16 protein-coding genes are annotated in these 16,973 nt (G+C 39.7%); 3 read left to right on the top strand and 13 right to left on the bottom strand.

Translation table 11 applies throughout. The features are described 5' to 3' along the window. Positions 1–12: 12 nt before the first annotated feature. Complete coding sequence (locus C5Q96_RS02365) at positions 13–738, bottom strand: alpha/beta fold hydrolase (RefSeq protein WP_106056842.1); 726 nt, start codon at positions 736–738, stop codon at positions 13–15. Positions 739–885: 147 nt separating this feature from the next. Here C5Q96_RS02365 and C5Q96_RS02360 point away from each other — a divergent pair, with 147 nt between their 5' ends. Genes C5Q96_RS02360 through C5Q96_RS02350 form a run of 3 tightly spaced genes read left to right on the top strand, consistent with a single transcriptional unit; the run spans position 886 to position 4,076 of the window. After that, positions 886–1,926, top strand: coding sequence for a YibE/F family protein (locus C5Q96_RS02360; protein WP_106056841.1), 1,041 nt, complete (start codon positions 886–888; stop codon positions 1,924–1,926). Continuing rightward, positions 1,919–2,680, top strand: coding sequence for a YibE/F family protein (locus C5Q96_RS02355; RefSeq protein WP_106056840.1), 762 nt, complete (start codon positions 1,919–1,921; stop codon positions 2,678–2,680). The genes C5Q96_RS02360 and C5Q96_RS02355 overlap by 8 nt, the downstream gene beginning before the upstream one ends. 46 nt (positions 2,681–2,726) lie before the next feature. Then, a complete protein-coding gene (locus C5Q96_RS02350) occupies positions 2,727–4,076 on the top strand; it encodes an MATE family efflux transporter (RefSeq protein WP_106056839.1) in 1,350 nt (449 codons plus the stop codon). Positions 4,077–4,205: 129 nt separating this feature from the next. On the opposite strand, the gene C5Q96_RS02345 is transcribed toward C5Q96_RS02350, so the two are convergent. The 12 genes from C5Q96_RS02345 to C5Q96_RS02290 all read right to left on the bottom strand — a co-directional run bounded on the left by C5Q96_RS02345 (position 4,206) and on the right by C5Q96_RS02290 (position 16,879). Beyond that, positions 4,206–6,647 carry a hypothetical protein gene (locus C5Q96_RS02345; protein ID WP_106056838.1) on the bottom strand — a complete coding sequence of 814 codons (2,442 nt, stop codon included), beginning with the start codon at positions 6,645–6,647 and terminating at the stop codon, positions 4,206–4,208. A 367-nt stretch (positions 6,648–7,014) separates the two neighbouring features. Continuing rightward, positions 7,015–8,061, bottom strand: coding sequence for a YeiH family protein (locus tag C5Q96_RS02340; protein ID WP_106056837.1), 1,047 nt, complete (start codon positions 8,059–8,061; stop codon positions 7,015–7,017). Between the two features lie 101 nt (positions 8,062–8,162). After that, positions 8,163–8,435, bottom strand: a complete 273-nt coding sequence (locus C5Q96_RS02335; RefSeq protein ID WP_106056835.1) for a glutaredoxin-related protein — start codon at positions 8,433–8,435, stop codon at positions 8,163–8,165. A 12-nt stretch (positions 8,436–8,447) separates the two neighbouring features. Further along, positions 8,448–10,004 (bottom strand): ABC-F family ATP-binding cassette domain-containing protein, encoded by a 1,557-nt coding sequence (locus tag C5Q96_RS02330; protein ID WP_106056833.1) that lies wholly within the window; start codon positions 10,002–10,004, stop codon positions 8,448–8,450. Between the two features lie 200 nt (positions 10,005–10,204). Beyond that, positions 10,205–11,182: a flavodoxin family protein gene (locus C5Q96_RS02325; protein ID WP_106056831.1), complete on the bottom strand. Its 978-nt coding sequence runs from the start codon at positions 11,180–11,182 to the stop codon at positions 10,205–10,207. A 150-nt stretch (positions 11,183–11,332) separates the two neighbouring features. Next, entirely contained in the window at positions 11,333–12,058 is a 726-nt protein-coding gene (locus C5Q96_RS02320) for a zf-HC2 domain-containing protein (RefSeq protein ID WP_106056829.1), read from the bottom strand. After that, the gene (locus C5Q96_RS02315; RefSeq protein WP_106056827.1) at positions 12,055–12,543 is read right to left on the bottom strand and encodes an RNA polymerase sigma factor; all 489 of its coding nucleotides are present in this window, start codon (positions 12,541–12,543) and stop codon (positions 12,055–12,057) included. The genes C5Q96_RS02320 and C5Q96_RS02315 overlap by 4 nt, the downstream gene beginning before the upstream one ends. 164 nt (positions 12,544–12,707) lie before the next feature. Then, positions 12,708–13,526, bottom strand: a complete 819-nt coding sequence (gene folK / locus C5Q96_RS02310; RefSeq protein ID WP_106056825.1) for a 2-amino-4-hydroxy-6-hydroxymethyldihydropteridine diphosphokinase — start codon at positions 13,524–13,526, stop codon at positions 12,708–12,710. A gap of 69 nt (positions 13,527–13,595) precedes the next feature. Further along, complete coding sequence (folP, locus tag C5Q96_RS02305) at positions 13,596–14,408, bottom strand: dihydropteroate synthase (protein ID WP_106056823.1); 813 nt, start codon at positions 14,406–14,408, stop codon at positions 13,596–13,598. 53 nt (positions 14,409–14,461) lie between these two features. Beyond that, positions 14,462–15,022 carry an HD domain-containing protein gene (locus C5Q96_RS02300; protein WP_245905586.1) on the bottom strand — a complete coding sequence of 187 codons (561 nt, stop codon included), beginning with the start codon at positions 15,020–15,022 and terminating at the stop codon, positions 14,462–14,464. A gap of 8 nt (positions 15,023–15,030) precedes the next feature. Continuing rightward, on the bottom strand, positions 15,031–15,588 hold the full coding sequence (gene folE, locus C5Q96_RS02295; RefSeq protein WP_106056821.1) for a GTP cyclohydrolase I FolE: 558 nt from the start codon (positions 15,586–15,588) through the stop codon (positions 15,031–15,033). Further along, positions 15,581–16,879 carry a bifunctional folylpolyglutamate synthase/dihydrofolate synthase gene (locus C5Q96_RS02290; RefSeq protein ID WP_106056819.1) on the bottom strand — a complete coding sequence of 433 codons (1,299 nt, stop codon included), beginning with the start codon at positions 16,877–16,879 and terminating at the stop codon, positions 15,581–15,583. Before C5Q96_RS02290 ends, folE begins: the two co-directional genes overlap by 8 nt. Positions 16,880–16,973: the final 94 nt, after the last annotated feature.

Raw genomic sequence — 16,973 nt, 5'->3', positions numbered from 1 at the left:
CACTAATCTCTTCTATACTAATTTATCATATAAATGGTTCGTTTTATCTTTTACCGTAGTATCTTTTGATAAAAAATCACTTAAAGCCCTATTAAATTTCTTATAGTTCCAGCGTGCAACAGTATGTTTTCCAGGAATAAATTCAAGCTGTGCATCGGGTATGTGCTCAGCAATAAACTTTGTATGACTTCCATACATTAAGTCAAATGTACCCGCAATAACAAGCGTTTTAGACTTTATCCCCTTTAGCTCATCTGCACTTACTACCGGTTCATTCTTCATTAGTTCAAGCCTCTCAGCTCTAAGCCTCCTCTTTTCAAGGCTCACGCTAAATGTAGCATTGATGAGCTCGAGCAGTTCAATTCCAATACGAACAGTAAATCTAAGTGCCCTATACTTGATATTCGCTCCATTAAGTATGAGCTTATCAACACGTTCTGGATGATCTATAGCGAAACGAATTGCGACATTTGCTCCATCTGAGAAACCAAGGATATGCGCTTTCTTAATATCATGCATATCCATAAAGATTCTTAGATCTTCAGAGAACTGCAAAATTGTGAGAGGCTTATCACCACGCGGAGTCCTCCCGTGACCTCTCGAATCAACAGCTATAACCCTATATTTAGTTGAAAAATAGTTAATCTGGTGATAAAAGTAGCTGCTATCTAAACCATTTCCATGAAGCATAATCAGCACTTCACCTTCACCTTTTTCTATATAGTTATGCTTAATCATGATATTTACATTGTATCAAACTAGTTTTGTTTTTGAATATCATTTTAGTGAATTTTTTGAATAAAATTAAACGTATTTTCACATTTGACTCAAGCAAACAACAAGTGAACTCTACCAGATGCATTGATGGTGCGCTATAATTAAACTATGAAGAATAAGTATTTGCTAAGAATGGCTATCTCGATGGTGGGTTCGGTCATTTTATTTATGTTTGTCGTTAATAATTCCTGGATGTATAAATCTCCAGTCGCAAAAGTCCTTGCTGTCCATAACAATGGTAATAAGCAGTCTATTGAACTGCGCCTTGAAAATGGCAGTGATAAAGGAAAGACTATCTATGTAAAAAATAAGTACGATAAATCGCAGGTTTACGACGAGAGATACTTTAAGCACGACTACGTATTTCTTAATGATGAATACACAGGTATAACAGGAGTTAAAAGAGACTACTGGGTTGCGGCTATATTCTTAATCTTGCTTTCTGCTCTGATCACGGTTGGCGGAAAAAGAGGTGCTTACACATCAATATGCATTCTCGGTAATATAGCGCTTTTTGGTATTATTATCTATATGAATATGCGCGGCGTCGATATTCTCTATATGACAATTGCTGGTACTGTGGTATTTACATTCTTCGTACTACTTGTGGTAGACGGATTGTCTCATAGGATGATGCTTTCCTTTGCCGCAGCATTACTAACTACCCTGCTACTCTCTAGTCTTGTCATGCTTCTGATATGGAATACCGATATTGATTATGATTTTCTTCACTTCTTGCCAGAGCCATTCACAACTACAGATGCAAATCATTTTTTCCTAGCTCAGATAATAATCGGTTGTCTAGGAGCTGTAATTGATGTATCAGTTACCATTACAGCAGCTTGCATGGAGCTCATCGAACGGACGCCTAACATCAGTAATAAATCGCTTCTTAAGTCAGTGCGAGAGGTTGCAGATGATATAAATGGAACCATGATAAGTGTCGTTCTTCTAACGAATATCGCCTCTACCCTTCCGATATTCTTGATTTCAATGTCCAATGAAATAGGTTTTAGAACGGTAGTAAACCACGACGCATATTTTTATATAGTTCGTTCACTTACTGGAATGCTCTCTATAGTTGTTGCCATACTTGTCTCAACATTCGTCACCTCTCTTGTAGCTAGAAAGGAGCTTAAACATGATTAAAGTTCTTATCATTGTATTCGTACTCCTCTCTCTCCTTGCAGGAGGTGATCGAACTGCCAAATCACTTATGACAACTGCAATTAATGTAACAATATTCGCCGTGCTCATAGAACTCATCTATCTTGGATTCAACATCGTGTTTACAACGACCATCGCTGTTATTCTAATTACGGCTACGACAGTTTTTTACCAGAATGAGAACAATATCAAAACAGTTTCTGCATTTATTTCAGTTGTTATAGTTCTTGTTCTGTCCTCATTTTTTATAGCTTTTATCATAACACATGCTCATCTTCAGGGTTTTGGAATAGTCGGTGATGTCAAAATACAACCTTCAAATGGATACGAGGAAGACATCGGAATTAATATGAAATTAGTTCAGGTAGCAGTCTTTATAGTTATTCTTATTGGTGGATTGATAGATACTGCCGTAGCAATATGTTCAGGGACTTATGAGATTATAAGGCATAATCCGAATGCAAACCGTTCAGAAATCATTGAGTCAGGCATGAACATCGGTTGCAAGATACTAAGCTCTAATGTTAATACACTATTTTTTATATTTGCAGGAGAGTTCATGATTATGTGCATTAGTTTCCTAAAATTCTACTCTTGGGGCACATTAATCAACTCTAAAGATTTTACCCAAGAGCTCATTGCAATTATGATCAGTGCAATAGGAACGGTTGTAATAATCCCTATTTCTTCATATGTTGCTTCTCGGTTCATGTTCCATAGGAATGTAGCGGATTAGCGAGTGCGTGTATTTACATTTATTAACACTCATGTAAAATAAATATATGGAGACTAAGATTAAACGTAACAAAATTCAATTATCAGACCATTTCACTTATTTTAAGTTGATAAGATTCGTCCTTCCTTCTATAGGTATGATGGTATTCACTTCAGTTTATGGAATAGTAGATGGTCTTTTTGTGTCTAATGTTGTAGGAAAGACGGCTTTCGCTTCTATAAATCTCGTCATGCCAGTCGAAATGATTGTAGGTGCGATAGGATTCATGATTGGTACTGGTGGAGCAGCACTTGTAGCTAAGACTCTCGGTGAACAGCGAAGAGACCGCGCAAATCAATATTTTTCTGTGCTTATAGGCGCTACCACGATAGCCGGAATTTTTATATGCATCTTAGCGTATGTGTTTATGGAGAATATATGTTTAGCACTCGGTGCTGACTCTAACATGATAAGTGACTGCGTTACATATGGAAGAATAAGCATGTACTTTAATGTATTCTTCATGCTACAAAACTGCTTTCAGGATTTTCTAATCGTTGCTGAAAAGCCTCATCTTGGACTTCTATGCACTGTAATCGCGGGCCTCTCTAATATCGTGCTTGACGCACTATTTATATATGTTTTTGGCTGGGGTGTTGCAGGTGCTGCTATTGCTACAGGCATTAGCGAAGCTGTAGGTGCGATTATACCTATAATTTACTTCATCAAACCTAACTCCAGTCTTTTGAGTCTCGTAAGATGTAAACTTGAAATTAAGCCTATCCTTAAAGCTTGTAGCAACGGAATTTCGGAAATGGTTACGAGCATCACTTCTTCATTTGTAAGTATGTTTTATAATGTACAGCTTATTAAATACGTAGGCTCTGATGGTGTTGCTGCTTATGGCGTTCTAATGTACGTGTTATTTATATTTGCAGCGATTTACATCGGTTACTCTATGGGTTGTGCTCCTATCATTGGTTATCATTATGGTGCTAAAAATCCAAGTGAATTACGAAATATACTTAATAAGAGCTTCAAGCTATTAACATTCACAGGATTCGTAATGCTGATCGTCGGAGAGGTATTTGCTAGACCACTTTCAAGCTTATTTGTCGGTTACGATGTTACGCTAACGAATATGACTGTTCATGCTATGAGAATCACCACTATATGCTTTGTGATTCTTGGCATCAATGTGTTTACTTCATCATTCTTTACCGCACTAAGTAACGGATGGCTTTCAGCGATAATATCGTTCCTTAGAACTTTCATATTTAAGCTTTCGTTTGTGATTTTCTTACCTGTGATAATGGGAATTGAAGGTATCTGGTGGTCAAATCCACTTTCAGAAATCGTAGCATTTATAATTTCAGTCGTTTCCTTATCATTAATGCGTAAACGATACGACTATTAGATTTAAAATTAAGTTGAACAAACAACAATCCTGGTCTACAGAATACTGTATGACCAGGATTGTTTTAGTTTAGATAATATAGTTAAGCATATCATCTATAATTTACTTTGAGTGTTAGTAGCGTATTCTCTACTTCTCGTTGCTCTTTCTTCTAGCATAAACTGTAACAGCAGCGAGCATTGTAGCAACAAGTATACTTAGTGAGTATAAAATTACTGAGCTTGAGTCACCAGTCTTAACTACTCTGCTAGTTGACTTTCCATGCTTTGTAGCCTTTGCAACATGGCCTTGATTTGACCTGTGAGCAGAAGCATTATTAATTGCTGATGAGTTTGCTGGCTTCTTATTTGCAAAGAAGAAGTTCGAGAAATGATCAGCTTCAAACTCAATCTTCTTTCCATCGATAATCTTGAAGTCCTTGATTTCCTCAAGCTGCTTATTTCCCTTATCGTGGAGGATAACAAGCTTTTCAGGATCTACCTTCTTAAGCTCAAGCTGAACTTTAACCTTCTTACCAGCCTCTGGCTGAACCTTGTTATCTGAACCATCTCTTAGAGAAATATCATACGCCTCATAATCATAATCGTTTAGATTATATCCAGCAACGTTATAACCGAGGAAGATTTTCTTAATAGCATGTTCAGAATCAATCTTTTTAACCTCAACATCCTTAGTCCCAGGAGCAATGATCATTTCCTTTACACTTGGATGTCTATCTGATTTAAGTTCGATAGTATAGATACCAGCTGCACCTTTTTTGAAGATTGGAGTCTCAGAACCGTCTTTACCCTTTAGCTTTCCATCGAAATTAACTGTTCCATCTGCATTAAAGATAGCCTTCATTAAATCACGGCCTTTAACTCTCTTTCCATCAATAAGAACTGTGCTGATTGATGATGCATAGTCTTCCTGCGAAAGACCTTCTGGAAGTGTCAGCTTATTATCTACTAGTTTAACTTCACCATCATGGTACTTAGATCTCAAATTGAAAGATGCTTCGATGTCAGCAAAGTTCTCATCTTCGTAAACAACTATATATGTGCCCATTCCAGTTTTGTCTGTTTCCTTGATGGATATCTTGTTACCGGATACTGTGTAGTCCTTGCCCTGCTCAAGAGTATTTCTACCCTTGTAAATAGCTGCTATCCTATAGTTGCTTCCCTGAGGAGTCTTAACATCAGATGTTACAGTAACACCGTCCTTGAACTCAGCATCATTTATAGTAGCTCCATACTTTTCATCCAGAAGTGTCTTGCAAAGTACATTAGTGTTGATAACAAGATCAGCTTTATCTCTTACTAGATAGCGAATCTGAGTTATTCTCTTACCCTGTAGATCCTCGTGACGCTTATAATCAACGGTATTACCGTGTGGCTCAACGAAACCCTTCTTTACGGCGAACGAGAACTCGTTTGGACGAAGCCAGATATTTTCAAGATGCTCCATACCATACTGCTTACCATCACTAGTCTTAACGATAATTCCTTCGATTTCATCAACCTTAGGAATCTTTTTGGAATCAACGTTTACTAGGTAGTGGCCCCAAGCACGTCCAGTCTCAACTGTTACCTTTGCATCAGGATCGAGCACTTCCTGTGTGGTTGTAGCTGATAGTGTTCCATCACCATTAAGAACCTTATACTCATAGGAAGCAGCTGCAGGATCTTCATTTGCCTTGAAATTCTTGACAAGGTTTAGTAGAGGGTTGTTGGAAGACTTGCCTTCTTTGATTGCCTTCATCGCCTCAACATATAGACTCTTTCTGATTGCAACATTAGCATCCTTTATGCCAAGGATTTCAACGCCGTTTTCCTTTTCCTCAAAGTAAGTAGTTGGGAATCTCTTTGACTTTACCTTTGTAGCACTTGTCACTGCATCGTACTGCCCTGCACCCCTCATGCTTGCAGCCTTATCTTCAGCATTCAGATCCATACTCTGAATTCCATTCCTTATATTGTTAAGCTCACCATAGTAGAAATCAGCATATGCTAGGTTGATCTTGCCGTATATATAATCATTATCGGCTATCGCATCTATGCCTGTCTTTGGATCTGTGTTATTTCCTGGTGTTGGGTTATTATTTCCAGGATTTGGATTAGGGTTTGGATTCTCATTGTTACCAGGATTTACAGGTGTGGTTCCGCTCTCCTTAGCTTCGGCATCCTGCATCATCTTAACAGCGATCCTCTTCGCTCCCTTGAGTGAATATGTCGCACCAGTATTAGAATCAACTAACCCGTTAACAGAACTTAACGTAGCTGGCTTACCAACAAGTGTTCCTAGCTGCATTCTTGTTAAATCCACATATCCTCTGTTCATTCGATCCATATTTGCAGCGGGAGTGCACTCTATAGACTTGATAACTCCATCTTTTACTTCCATCTTAAGACTGATATCGTAACCACTCCATATAGAATGCGGATCCTCAGTTACTCTACCGGAGCCCGTATATACTTTGTCCTTAGCAACCTGGTCACCTGTAACCGCAAAAGAGTTAGCGGCACCCATGCTGAACAACATACTGGACGTTAAGGCTGCGGTAAGAAGCTTCTTCGACCAATTTTTCTTCATCTACTTATTCCTCCTTAATGAATAAATACATGCAATGCAAAAGCGTGTTAAATAATACTGCTGGGTTAATATAAGAAAACCAAGTTAGTTCGCTTAAACTAACCCATGAAAAATTTTAACATCATATCAATAAAAAATCTACACATAATTTATTTAAATTTATTACAACTTTTCCACAATTTAACTAAATATTACAATCCTATTGTCACGCCACATTGTGACGCATACTAGATTATTGTTACTTACAGTAAATAAAAAGCCTGATCAGTCAACAGAGAATACAACTCCCTGTTAACGTTCAGGCTATCGTCAATCATTATGATTTGAAATTTGTATATGCATACTTATGAAAAATATCTAAATATCTCTACCAGAGTCCCAATACATGCTGAAGAATAAGACTCACTATCGTAATGCCTGCCCAGCAAATTGCCCCAAGAACAAGCGGTTTTCCTCCTGTCTTTATAAGCTTCACTACGTTGCTATTTAGACCTATTGCTCCCATGGCCATGACTATAAGAAATTTGCTGAGTGTCTTAAGTGGTTCGAAAACCCTTGCATCTACTCCAGCTGATACAACTATAGTCGTTATCAAGGAAGCAACTATAAAGTAAAGTACAAACATCGGAAATGCGCGCTTTAGGCTAAATGAATTTTCACTTTCGGCTTTGCCACAAGTGTTACTTTTCTTTTTCGCTGTATATACTGCAAGTACTAGTGTAATTGGAATTATCGCTAGTGTTCTTGTGAGCTTAACTGTTACGGCTTTATCGAGCGACTGAGTTCCAAGGTGCCACATACTGTCCCACGTAGACGCAGCTGCTGTAACCGAAGATGTGTCATTTACAGCAGTTCCAGCAAAAATTCCAAATGCATCCCCGCTAGTCGTGCTCATTCCAATCATATGGCCAAATATTGGAAATATCAGCGCTGCAATAACATTAAAGAAGAATATAACCGAGATTGACTGCGCTACCTCATCATCAGTAGCATCAATTACAGGCGCTGTTGCTGCAATTGCAGATCCTCCACATATAGATGAACCGACTCCTACAAGTGTAGCTGAATTTACATCTACCTTCATAATCTTATGCATCATGTATGCTAGTACAAGGGATGTCGAAATTGTGCATACAATAATCGGCAGTGACTGGGCACCAGTATCGAGTATGACCCCTAAATTAAGTCCAAACCCTAATAACACAACTGCCATCTGCAGGATATACTTTGAAGTAAACTTTATCCCCTGACCAAATCTGCCTTTATCAGTCCAAAAAAGAGTAATAACCATACCTAGAAGAATTGAAAAAACCGGTCCGCCAACAACCGGTACGAATTTACCAAGTAACCAGGCTGGTATGGCAATCGCAAGGCATACGATTAGTCCCGGTAATTTGGTTTTAAATGAATTCATGTAAATCTCCTCGAAATGCTGCAAATAAGCTATAAGTATACTAATAATATATCACAAACAGTCTAAAATTTCATATTTTGTGAGAGCTATTATGCCCTATCTTATCTCGGATTTGCTTCAAGCCCTGCATCACTTGGATTAAGAGATATACGTCCATTTTCTAATACAAAGCAAGGAATTCCAACACCTCCCGCTTCTTTTACATCTTTAAAGATTTCTACATTTTCATCTGAATCTCGCAGTCTAAGAAATTCCTTCATCTTGAGCACGTGTTCACCTATCTCTACATACTCATATTTATCTTTAAGACCAGCGATTTGGTCCATTAGATAAGAACAATCTGGACAAGTAATCATACCGTAAATCTTGATCATTTTACACCTCTCTTAAAATACTTTTGTAGTCCACTCGGTACAGTCCCATATCTCTGTAGCTAAATCCTCATAGAAGAACGGATCGTGACAAACCATCAAGATGCTACCCTTATATTCGTTAAGCGCTCTCTTTAACTCGTCTTTAGCATCTACATCTAAATGGTTAGTAGGCTCGTCGAGCACTAGCAAGTTAGAAGGTCGATTTAGAATTTTGCACAGCCTAACCTTTGCCTGCTCTCCTCCAGACAGCACTTTAACCTTGCTCTCGATATGCTTAGTCATCAGACCGCATTTTGCAAGAGCCGCACGCACTTCCGCTTGTGTATATGACGGAAATTCTTTCCACACAGCCTCAATACAGGTATTGTCATCATCAGATCCGTCTTCCTGCGCAAAGTAGCCGATTTCAAGACCGAATCCCCTTTCCGAAGTTCCAGAAAGTGGACTGATAAGCCCGAGTAGGCTCTTAAGGAGTGTCGTCTTACCAATTCCATTAGCACCTGTGAGAACCACCCTGCTTCCCCTCTCGAGTGAAATATTAAGCGGAGAGGATAAAGGTTCATCATATCCGATAACTAAATCCTTAGTCGTGAAAATAAACTTTCCAGGCGCCTTGGAGTACTCAAAGTGAAACTCTGGCTTAGGCTTCTCGACAATTTTCTCAATAAGCTCCATGTTATCGAGTTTCTTCTTACGTGACATCGCCATATTTCTAGTGGCAACCCTGGCTTTATTTCTATTTACGAAATCCTGAAGCTCTGCAATCTCCTGTTGCTGCCTGTTATATGCAGCCTCCCTCTGAGCCTTCTGCATCTCAAAGACTTCAAGGAAATGATCGTAGTCGCCGACATATCTGTTAAGCTGCTTTTCATACATGTGATAAATTGTATTGATTACGCTATTTAGAAATGGAATCTCATGAGAGATTAGGATAAATGCGTTTTCGTAATCCTGTAGGTATCTAGTCAGCCAGGCGATATGTTCCTCGTCGAGGTAGTTGGTCGGCTCATCGAGAAGTAAAATCTCAGGCTTCTCTAGTAAAAGCTTACCAAGAAGAACCTTCGTACGCTGACCGCCTGAAAGCTCTGACACATCGCGGTCTAGCCCAAGATCAGTTAACCCTAGCGCACGTGCGACCTCACTCACTTTGGCATCGATCATATAGAAATCATGCGCAGTCAGGAGTTCCTGAAGTGTGCCAGCTTCCTCCATATAAGAATTCATAGTTTCTTCATCCACATCAGCCATAGACATATACAGATCGGTGATACGTGATTCCATATCATATAGATAGTCAAAAGCACTAGCTAAAACGTTTTCAATCGTCATGCCCTTCTTGAGTACAGAATGCTGATCAAGATAACCAACACGTACATTCTTTGACCACTCAATCTTGCCCTCATCTGGCTGTAAACTGCCAGTTATTATATTCATAAAAGTAGACTTTCCTTCACCATTGGCACCGATTAAACCGACATGCTCTCCTGGAAGAAGCCTAAATGAAACATCCTCAAGAATTGCTCTATCACCGAATCCATGTGAAACGTTTGAAACAGTTAAAATACTCATTAATCTCTTTTACTCCTGTATATGCAGATATATATTATCAAAATTCACGTCCCTAAATTATACACTATCACTACTATATTGTAATGCTTAAGCTGATATTAAGATTTAGAAGTTTATGCAAAATAATAAGGGTACCCATAGGCACCCTTATCTGAATATTGTGTTGGTTATACGGCTTGGCATATCGCCTTTATCAGCTATTATTTTGAAGGCGATGGAGTTGGCTCACAAACTGATGTATAATGTGCCTTCCTCGCTTTGAAAGTCTCATCCTTAAACAGGTTCATGAGTCTACCTTCGTTCTCAAAGATATCCTGACCATGTAATGCTTTTCCAGATAGAATATCGTGAGCATGATGAAGTGTAGCTGGATCGAACTTGAGTCGTAATGCTCCGTCCATCATAACGAGCTCACCCTTAAGTCCACAAAGCTCGCATTCAGCTTCGTTGGTATCTGGGTGGATATAGAAGTTGTTTCCATGACAGTGAGGACATGCACCCTTGTGTCCCTTGAAATAGTCAAGCTTATCGTTTTCTGGATCCATAATCATGAGATTTCTCTCCGCGATGTCCTTCGCAGCTTCAACCAGATTCCTTCCAATTTCCTTCACGCGAGCAACCTTGTCATCCTGCATGAGAACATCCTTTGACCAAGAGAAGTAATCGTTATCCACAACCTTCCAGCCAGGGCTCATAGCCAGCATTGCGTGATCAGTCTCAGTACGCACAGCCCAGTCAGATCCGCCGATTCCGAGGAATGAAATCGCTCTCTGCTTAAAATACTTCATTGGTAGTGGCTCCTTGCCCTGTTCCATCATCTTAGCCTGACATCCGAGCATTAAACCAGTATCATGACCAGGCCCCATTCTATCCATTAGATTATGGAACATACCTGTACCACCTGACTCAAATATTGGGTCTACAACTAGTATTCCGTCTGAATCGGTCATCTTCTCATATAGCGCTGCAAAGTCGTCCTTCTGCGAACAGACCATCCCCTTGCCCATTACGAGAGCTCTTGAACAAGCGACACATCCAGTACATGGCTTGATGTTCCAGTCAAATAGATGGATAAACTCTATATCGCACCCCATCTCCTTTGCCTCTTCAAGTGCAACGCGACACATAGTGTCATTATTACCGTTCTTTGTTCCTAGAGAAATTCCTAAAATTTTCATACTCAATCCCCCAACATTTACCATAAATCATCCATTTATAAGCACTTGTTAAAAACAAAACACTGCTTACAACTAGATATTACAATAGGAGGATTCATTTGTATAATTGATATATACACATAAGTATCATAACTGTTATGTTATGAACTGCTAGCCTATAAACCCATTACTTTTAGTCCATATCAGCTTCGATTTACGTTTAACTACATTAAACTCCCTTTTATATCTTTCAAGATTAAATTCATCTTGTGGTATGGTGTAAATAAGAACCTCTCTTTCCTTATACCTCTCCCATGCATCTGATGACATATAATAAACTTCCTCTATATCAGCTAACTTTTCTTCACCATTCTTATCTTCATACGAATATTCCCGATTTGGTCCTTTCCAAATTACTCGGTCAGAATAACTGCTATCGTTACTAGTTCTATGTGTTCGATTCAAAACTATAATTAGTGATTTTCCGTCAGTTGAGATTACCTGATTAACGTCTCGATACTTCTCACTAGTTTGCATACTATCTTTTACCCACTTTATTTTCGCCTCTTTGTATGGCATATAAATCCTGTGATTATCGTAGTAATCCCAAGCACCTACAGCTACGATCGCTGTAAATATGACCGATATCAAAACTGTTATCTGTATCTTAAAGCTTATCCTCTTCCGTATTTTATTAAGGGAATCATAGATACTTTTATTTTCAATTTGGTTAACTGCACAGCTATGTACTTCATCTCCTGATAGTTTTTTTAGCTCATCCCTACAGCTTTCACATTGTTCTATATGTTCATCAACTAAATTCTTGCTATCATTAGACAGCATATCTTCGACATATAAAGGTAGTAAGTCTCTAATCACATCACAGCTTATCTTCATTTTAAGACCTCCAAACTATCCATTATCTTTAAACGACTTCTGTGGTAAGTAACGCGCGCCCATCCATCAGATTTACCAAACAGTGTCCCTATGTCACTAAATGATAAGTCGGCATAAACTCTAAGCATAAAAACTTCTTTATAGGGTTCCTCTAAAGCATGGATTGCGGCTCTTAATTCCGCTGACTGTTCCTTGCTTAGGATAGCGCTCTCAACACTTTCATCCACAAGGTTATCTGATTCATCGAATTTAAACTCACAGAGGCGATTATTCTTATTGAGATAAGAGAAATAGATATTCTTAGCAATTTGACAAAGCCACACCCTGGCACTCGCTTCTCCGCGGAATGAATCAAGTTTTTTGAGCGCTCTAAAGAACGTCTCCTGTGTAATCTCTTCGGCAAGCAAGGAGTCTTTACACATAGAGAAAATGTATCTATAGACCGAGGTGAAATATTCACGATATAGCTGGTCTAAATCCATCATATCCTCCTTTAGTATTTGCGTTTCTATATATATGACTCTGCTTAATCTAAAACGTTACAAGATACCCTCTTATATTTTAAATATATTGAAATAAAAAAAGAAAGTCCATGAGTATAACACCGACTTTCTTAGAATATGTGAAAAATATTTAATTAGCTTAGCTTTTATCCTTTAAGCTCTTCAAGTAGCTGCATTACTGTCTTGTTAAGTGCAGGATGACGGAGATGAGGTGCAATCTGAGCTAATGGAACTAGCACAAAGTCTCGCTTATGCATCTCGATATGAGGAATAGTAAGGTTCTCTTCCTCCACTATATAGTCATCATACATGATGATATCGAGATCCAGCGTCCTTGGCCCCCAGTGCACCTTCCTCTCGCGATGTGCCTCAAGTTCAATTCGCTGTAGCTCGCTAAGGAGCTCTTTAGGAGATAGTAGTGTATCAACTTGCAGCGCTCCATTTAAGAAATCATCCTGCTCAACACCACCATAAGGCTCTGTTTTAATATATTCAGATACTTTATTAACTCTGCACCCTTCGATTTCTACTATACTCTTAACTCCGAAGTCAAGGTATGCCTTTTTGTCACCCATATTTGATCCGATAGCTATGTAAGCATTGTGCCAGAAGCGCTCAATCTTGACAGAAGCCTCTCTAAGAGGGAGCCCAATCGGAGCCCATGGCTTCTTAATCTCAACAGAGACACCCTTCGCCATATCATATCGGAGCAGCATTGCCTCAGCTAACTCTTCAGCAGCAGTTTCAAGAAGCTTCACGGTATGAGTTTTAGTGTATTCGGTGACAAATGATGCTACATCACCATAGTTAATCGAGTCCTCTAGCTGATCAGTCTTCCCTGTAATTCTAGTATCCATATATAGCTTTATTGTAAATACGAACTTCTGCCCTAAAGTATTCTCTTCAGGTAAAACCCCATGATTTGCAAAGACTTCAAGGTCAGTTATTTTAATCTCATCGTACATTTTCCGTCTCCTCGCGTACGTTCAAGCTTTGAAAATTATCGGTCAGCAAGTAGTATTTGTAAACCTATCCTAGATATGCTCCCTGAGAATTGCCTGCATAGTCTTCATCGCACGATAATTCTCTTTAACATCATGAACTCTAAATATAGACGCACCCTTAGCCACACCGTAAACAGTAGTTGCAACTGTTGCCTCAACTCTCTCTTCAACAGGAAGGTCAAGAATCAGCCCGAGAGTAGACTTTCTAGAAGTTCCGAGCAGAATCGGTAGCTCTAACCCCTTCATCTTGTCTAGGTGATGCATAGCTATAAGATTGTGTTCGGGTTTCTTACCAAAACCAAATCCAGGATCCATTACAATCTTGTCCATGCTTACGCCGTGAGCCTTAGCGATATCGATACAACCACGCATATCATCTAACCACTCTTTAACAAAATCAGTGTATTCGGTATTATTTCTATTGTGCATGAGGCAAACTGGGACATCATACTTTGCTACTGCCTCAGCTACCTTCTCATCATACTTAAATCCCCATATATCATTAACCATATCAGCTCCGCATTCAAGAGCAGCCAGAACAACTGAGCCCTTGTAACTATCGATAGATACCGGAACATCAAAATGCTCTTTGACAGCTCTTATTACAGGCACGATTCTCTCGATCTCTTCCTGCTCCGTAATCTGAATGTGTCCAGGTCTAGTCGACTCACCGCCGATATCAATAATTGCAGCACCTTCATGAATCATCTCTTCAACGTGACGCAGCGCACTATCCATGTCGTTCCACTTGCCTCCGTCAGAAAATGAATCGGGAGTGAAGTTAAGAATTCCCATGATATAACAGTCGTTTTTTAAATCAAAGTTTTTATTTCCAATTTTCATTTTATTCCTTATCCTTTCCACATAACTATTGTGGAATTACACTATTAACCCAATTAGTACTTGATGTTCATATTCTTCTTATCATTAGGCCACTTACAGGTATCGCGTGCATCACAGCTCAAGCATAGACGCGACTCCTTATCCGCACGTTTAATTACGTATGATAGTCTCTCTATTAATCCGCTAGCCTCTTCTGGTACATAATGACCTCGATGATCTCGAACTGCAGTAATTATCGCTTCTCGCTCCTTTTCGCTGTATGATGACCTCTTTAAAATTTCCTCTGCTATACTAGCGCCCGCTTCGTCATGAGGAATACCATCAGTATACTCCTTACTTCGTCCAATATCGTGAAGTAGTGCTGCAGCGTAGATGACATCCTTCTGTATACATAAAGCCTCTTCAACCGAAAGAATATACGCTATACGAGCCACATCCATCAGATGAGTAAAATCATGCCTACAGTAAATTCTGCCACTTTCAGCGGCTTCTATCTCTTCCATACAAATCAGCCAAAGTTCGTCATGATAAATATCCTGAAAGCGGTCTATAAACCCTCTCTCATGCGGAAAAGCTACATCAATCGTGTTCATACTTTTTACAGAATAAGCCATTTAATCTACTACCTATGCTCTAACATTCTAAAGAATGTATTTTGTAGGCATTCGTCGTTCTCGAAGCTTCCGCGCGCCATAACCGTAACTGTCTTGGTTCCTGGTTTCTTGATTCCGCGCATAGTCATACACATATGTTCAGCCTCAATCATAACCATAACACCCTTTGGATTTAACTCCTCCATGAATGCATCAGCTATCTGCGCTGTCATTCTCTCCTGAAGCTGCAGTCTCTTGGCAAATACCTCAACAGTTCTAGCCATCTTGCTTAGTCCAATGACCTCTCCATTAGGTATATATGCGATAGCCACGCGTCCATAGAACGGTAGCATGTGATGTTCGCATAGTGAGTAGAATTCAATGTCCTTCTCGAGAACTATGTCGTTGTTCTCAACATCGAATCGTTTCGCTAGGTGTGTGCTAGCAGAATCAGTGTATCCACCTGCTAACTCTTCATACATTTTGGCTACACGCTCAGGTGTTTCGAGCAAACCCTCTCTTGTTACATCCTCGCCAATTCCATCGAGTATTAACTTTACACCTTCCATGATTTTTTCTCTATCCATTGTTCGTACCCCTTGTTTCTATAATCCTTTTTACATCCCCTAGGAAAGATAGTGACCCACACACTAGTATCACATCATCCTTACTAGCGTATTCATACGCTTTATCAATCCCCTGATAAATGCTATCCGATGCCTCGACATGCTTAGAATAAGAGAGCGCCTTTTGTGCAAGCGCAATTGCTGGCATAGCTCTGTCGTTATTTGGCGTCTCAACAGTTATAACCTGCTTTGATAACGGTACTAAGTGCGAGAGCAACTTATCGTACTCCTTGTCTTTAAATACACCTATAACCAGTATAACTTTCTTATCCCCAAAATACTGGCGAATTGACGATTCAAGTGCCATAGCTGCACCCTCGTTATGTGCACCGTCGATGATTACCGTTGGGTCCTTTGCTAGTTCCGTAAATCGTCCAACCCACCTTGCAGCTCTGAGTCCATCGTATATCGCTTCATCTGGTATAATGACGTCCTTATCTCTTAAAGCCTCAACCGCAAGTAGAGCGAGCGAGGCATTGCTGAATTGGTGCGTTCCCGCAAGCGATATGGTCACGTCCGCCCAGGAGCCGTAATTAAAGCGTTGTTCTCCTATTCCATATGAAATCGGTTCAATAGCAGCTTCATCAACCACTCTAAGCTCAGATCCGAGTTCAGCGCACTTAGCAGCTAGCACTTCTTCAGCATCAGCATGCTGCTTAGCACTTACTACTATGGTATCAGGCTTGATTATACCAGCTTTCTCACCAGCGATTTCCCTAATAGTCTCTCCAAGAAATGCCATGTGGTCCTTAGAAATTGGTGTTATCACTTCAACCAGGGTTGTACCAACGACATTCGTCGCATCCTCCCTGCCGCCTAGACCTGTCTCTAGCACTACGAAATCGCATCCTCTGCTCTTGAAATATAGCATAGCAAGAGCCGTTTCAGCTTCGAATAGCGTCGGTGAATTAAGCCCATCTACCACCATGCTGCTAATCGCTTCGGCTATCTCTGTAGTATGGCGTGCGAGCTCATCATCTGCGATATGAACCCCATTCACCTGAAACTGCTCGCCGTATTCAAAAAGCCACGGAGAGAAGTAGCACCCCGTGGTATATCCTGCTTGAATTAAGATACTGGATAGATACGAGAGAATCGACCCTTTGCCATTGGTGCCAGCGACATGAATAAACTTTAGCCCGTCTTGTGGATCACCCAGTCTGTGGAGTAGCTCGCGCATACTGTCCAGGCCAAGTACACTTCCGTATCTGGATAGTTCATCCAGATATACTCTTGACTCATTGTAATTCATTTATTGCTCCTAACTTGTTTTAACTCCATATATTCTAATGCAGTTAGTAATTTCTATCAAGTGATAATCGCAACATAAAAACCTCCCTATTTCA

Source organism: Mogibacterium diversum, assembly GCF_002998925.1.
GTDB lineage: Bacteria > Bacillota > Clostridia > Peptostreptococcales > Anaerovoracaceae > Mogibacterium > Mogibacterium diversum.
This window is presented reverse-complemented; position numbering and strand designations above follow the sequence as displayed.

Excerpts from the sequence above, each read along its gene's own strand:
- C5Q96_RS02365 (WP_106056842.1), bottom strand. The coding sequence starts at position 738 with ATGATTAAGCATAACTATATAGAAAAAGGTGAAGGTGAAGTGCTGATT.
- C5Q96_RS02360 (WP_106056841.1), top strand. The coding sequence starts at position 886 with ATGAAGAATAAGTATTTGCTAAGAATGGCTATCTCGATGGTGGGTTCG.
- C5Q96_RS02355 (WP_106056840.1), top strand. The coding sequence starts at position 1,919 with ATGATTAAAGTTCTTATCATTGTATTCGTACTCCTCTCTCTCCTTGCA.
- C5Q96_RS02350 (WP_106056839.1), top strand. The coding sequence starts at position 2,727 with ATGGAGACTAAGATTAAACGTAACAAAATTCAATTATCAGACCATTTC.
- C5Q96_RS02345 (WP_106056838.1), bottom strand. The coding sequence starts at position 6,647 with ATGAAGAAAAATTGGTCGAAGAAGCTTCTTACCGCAGCCTTAACGTCC.
- C5Q96_RS02340 (WP_106056837.1), bottom strand. The coding sequence starts at position 8,061 with ATGAATTCATTTAAAACCAAATTACCGGGACTAATCGTATGCCTTGCG.
- C5Q96_RS02335 (WP_106056835.1), bottom strand. The coding sequence starts at position 8,435 with ATGATCAAGATTTACGGTATGATTACTTGTCCAGATTGTTCTTATCTA.
- C5Q96_RS02330 (WP_106056833.1), bottom strand. The coding sequence starts at position 10,004 with ATGAGTATTTTAACTGTTTCAAACGTTTCACATGGATTCGGTGATAGA.
- C5Q96_RS02325 (WP_106056831.1), bottom strand. The coding sequence starts at position 11,182 with ATGAAAATTTTAGGAATTTCTCTAGGAACAAAGAACGGTAATAATGAC.
- C5Q96_RS02320 (WP_106056829.1), bottom strand. The coding sequence starts at position 12,058 with ATGAAGATAAGCTGTGATGTGATTAGAGACTTACTACCTTTATATGTC.
- C5Q96_RS02315 (WP_106056827.1), bottom strand. The coding sequence starts at position 12,543 with ATGATGGATTTAGACCAGCTATATCGTGAATATTTCACCTCGGTCTAT.
- folK (WP_106056825.1), bottom strand. The coding sequence starts at position 13,526 with ATGTACGATGAGATTAAAATAACTGACCTTGAAGTCTTTGCAAATCAT.
- folP (WP_106056823.1), bottom strand. The coding sequence starts at position 14,408 with ATGAAAATTGGAAATAAAAACTTTGATTTAAAAAACGACTGTTATATC.
- C5Q96_RS02300 (WP_245905586.1), bottom strand. The coding sequence starts at position 15,022 with ATGGCTTATTCTGTAAAAAGTATGAACACGATTGATGTAGCTTTTCCG.
- folE (WP_106056821.1), bottom strand. The coding sequence starts at position 15,588 with ATGGATAGAGAAAAAATCATGGAAGGTGTAAAGTTAATACTCGATGGA.
- C5Q96_RS02290 (WP_106056819.1), bottom strand. The coding sequence starts at position 16,879 with ATGAATTACAATGAGTCAAGAGTATATCTGGATGAACTATCCAGATAC.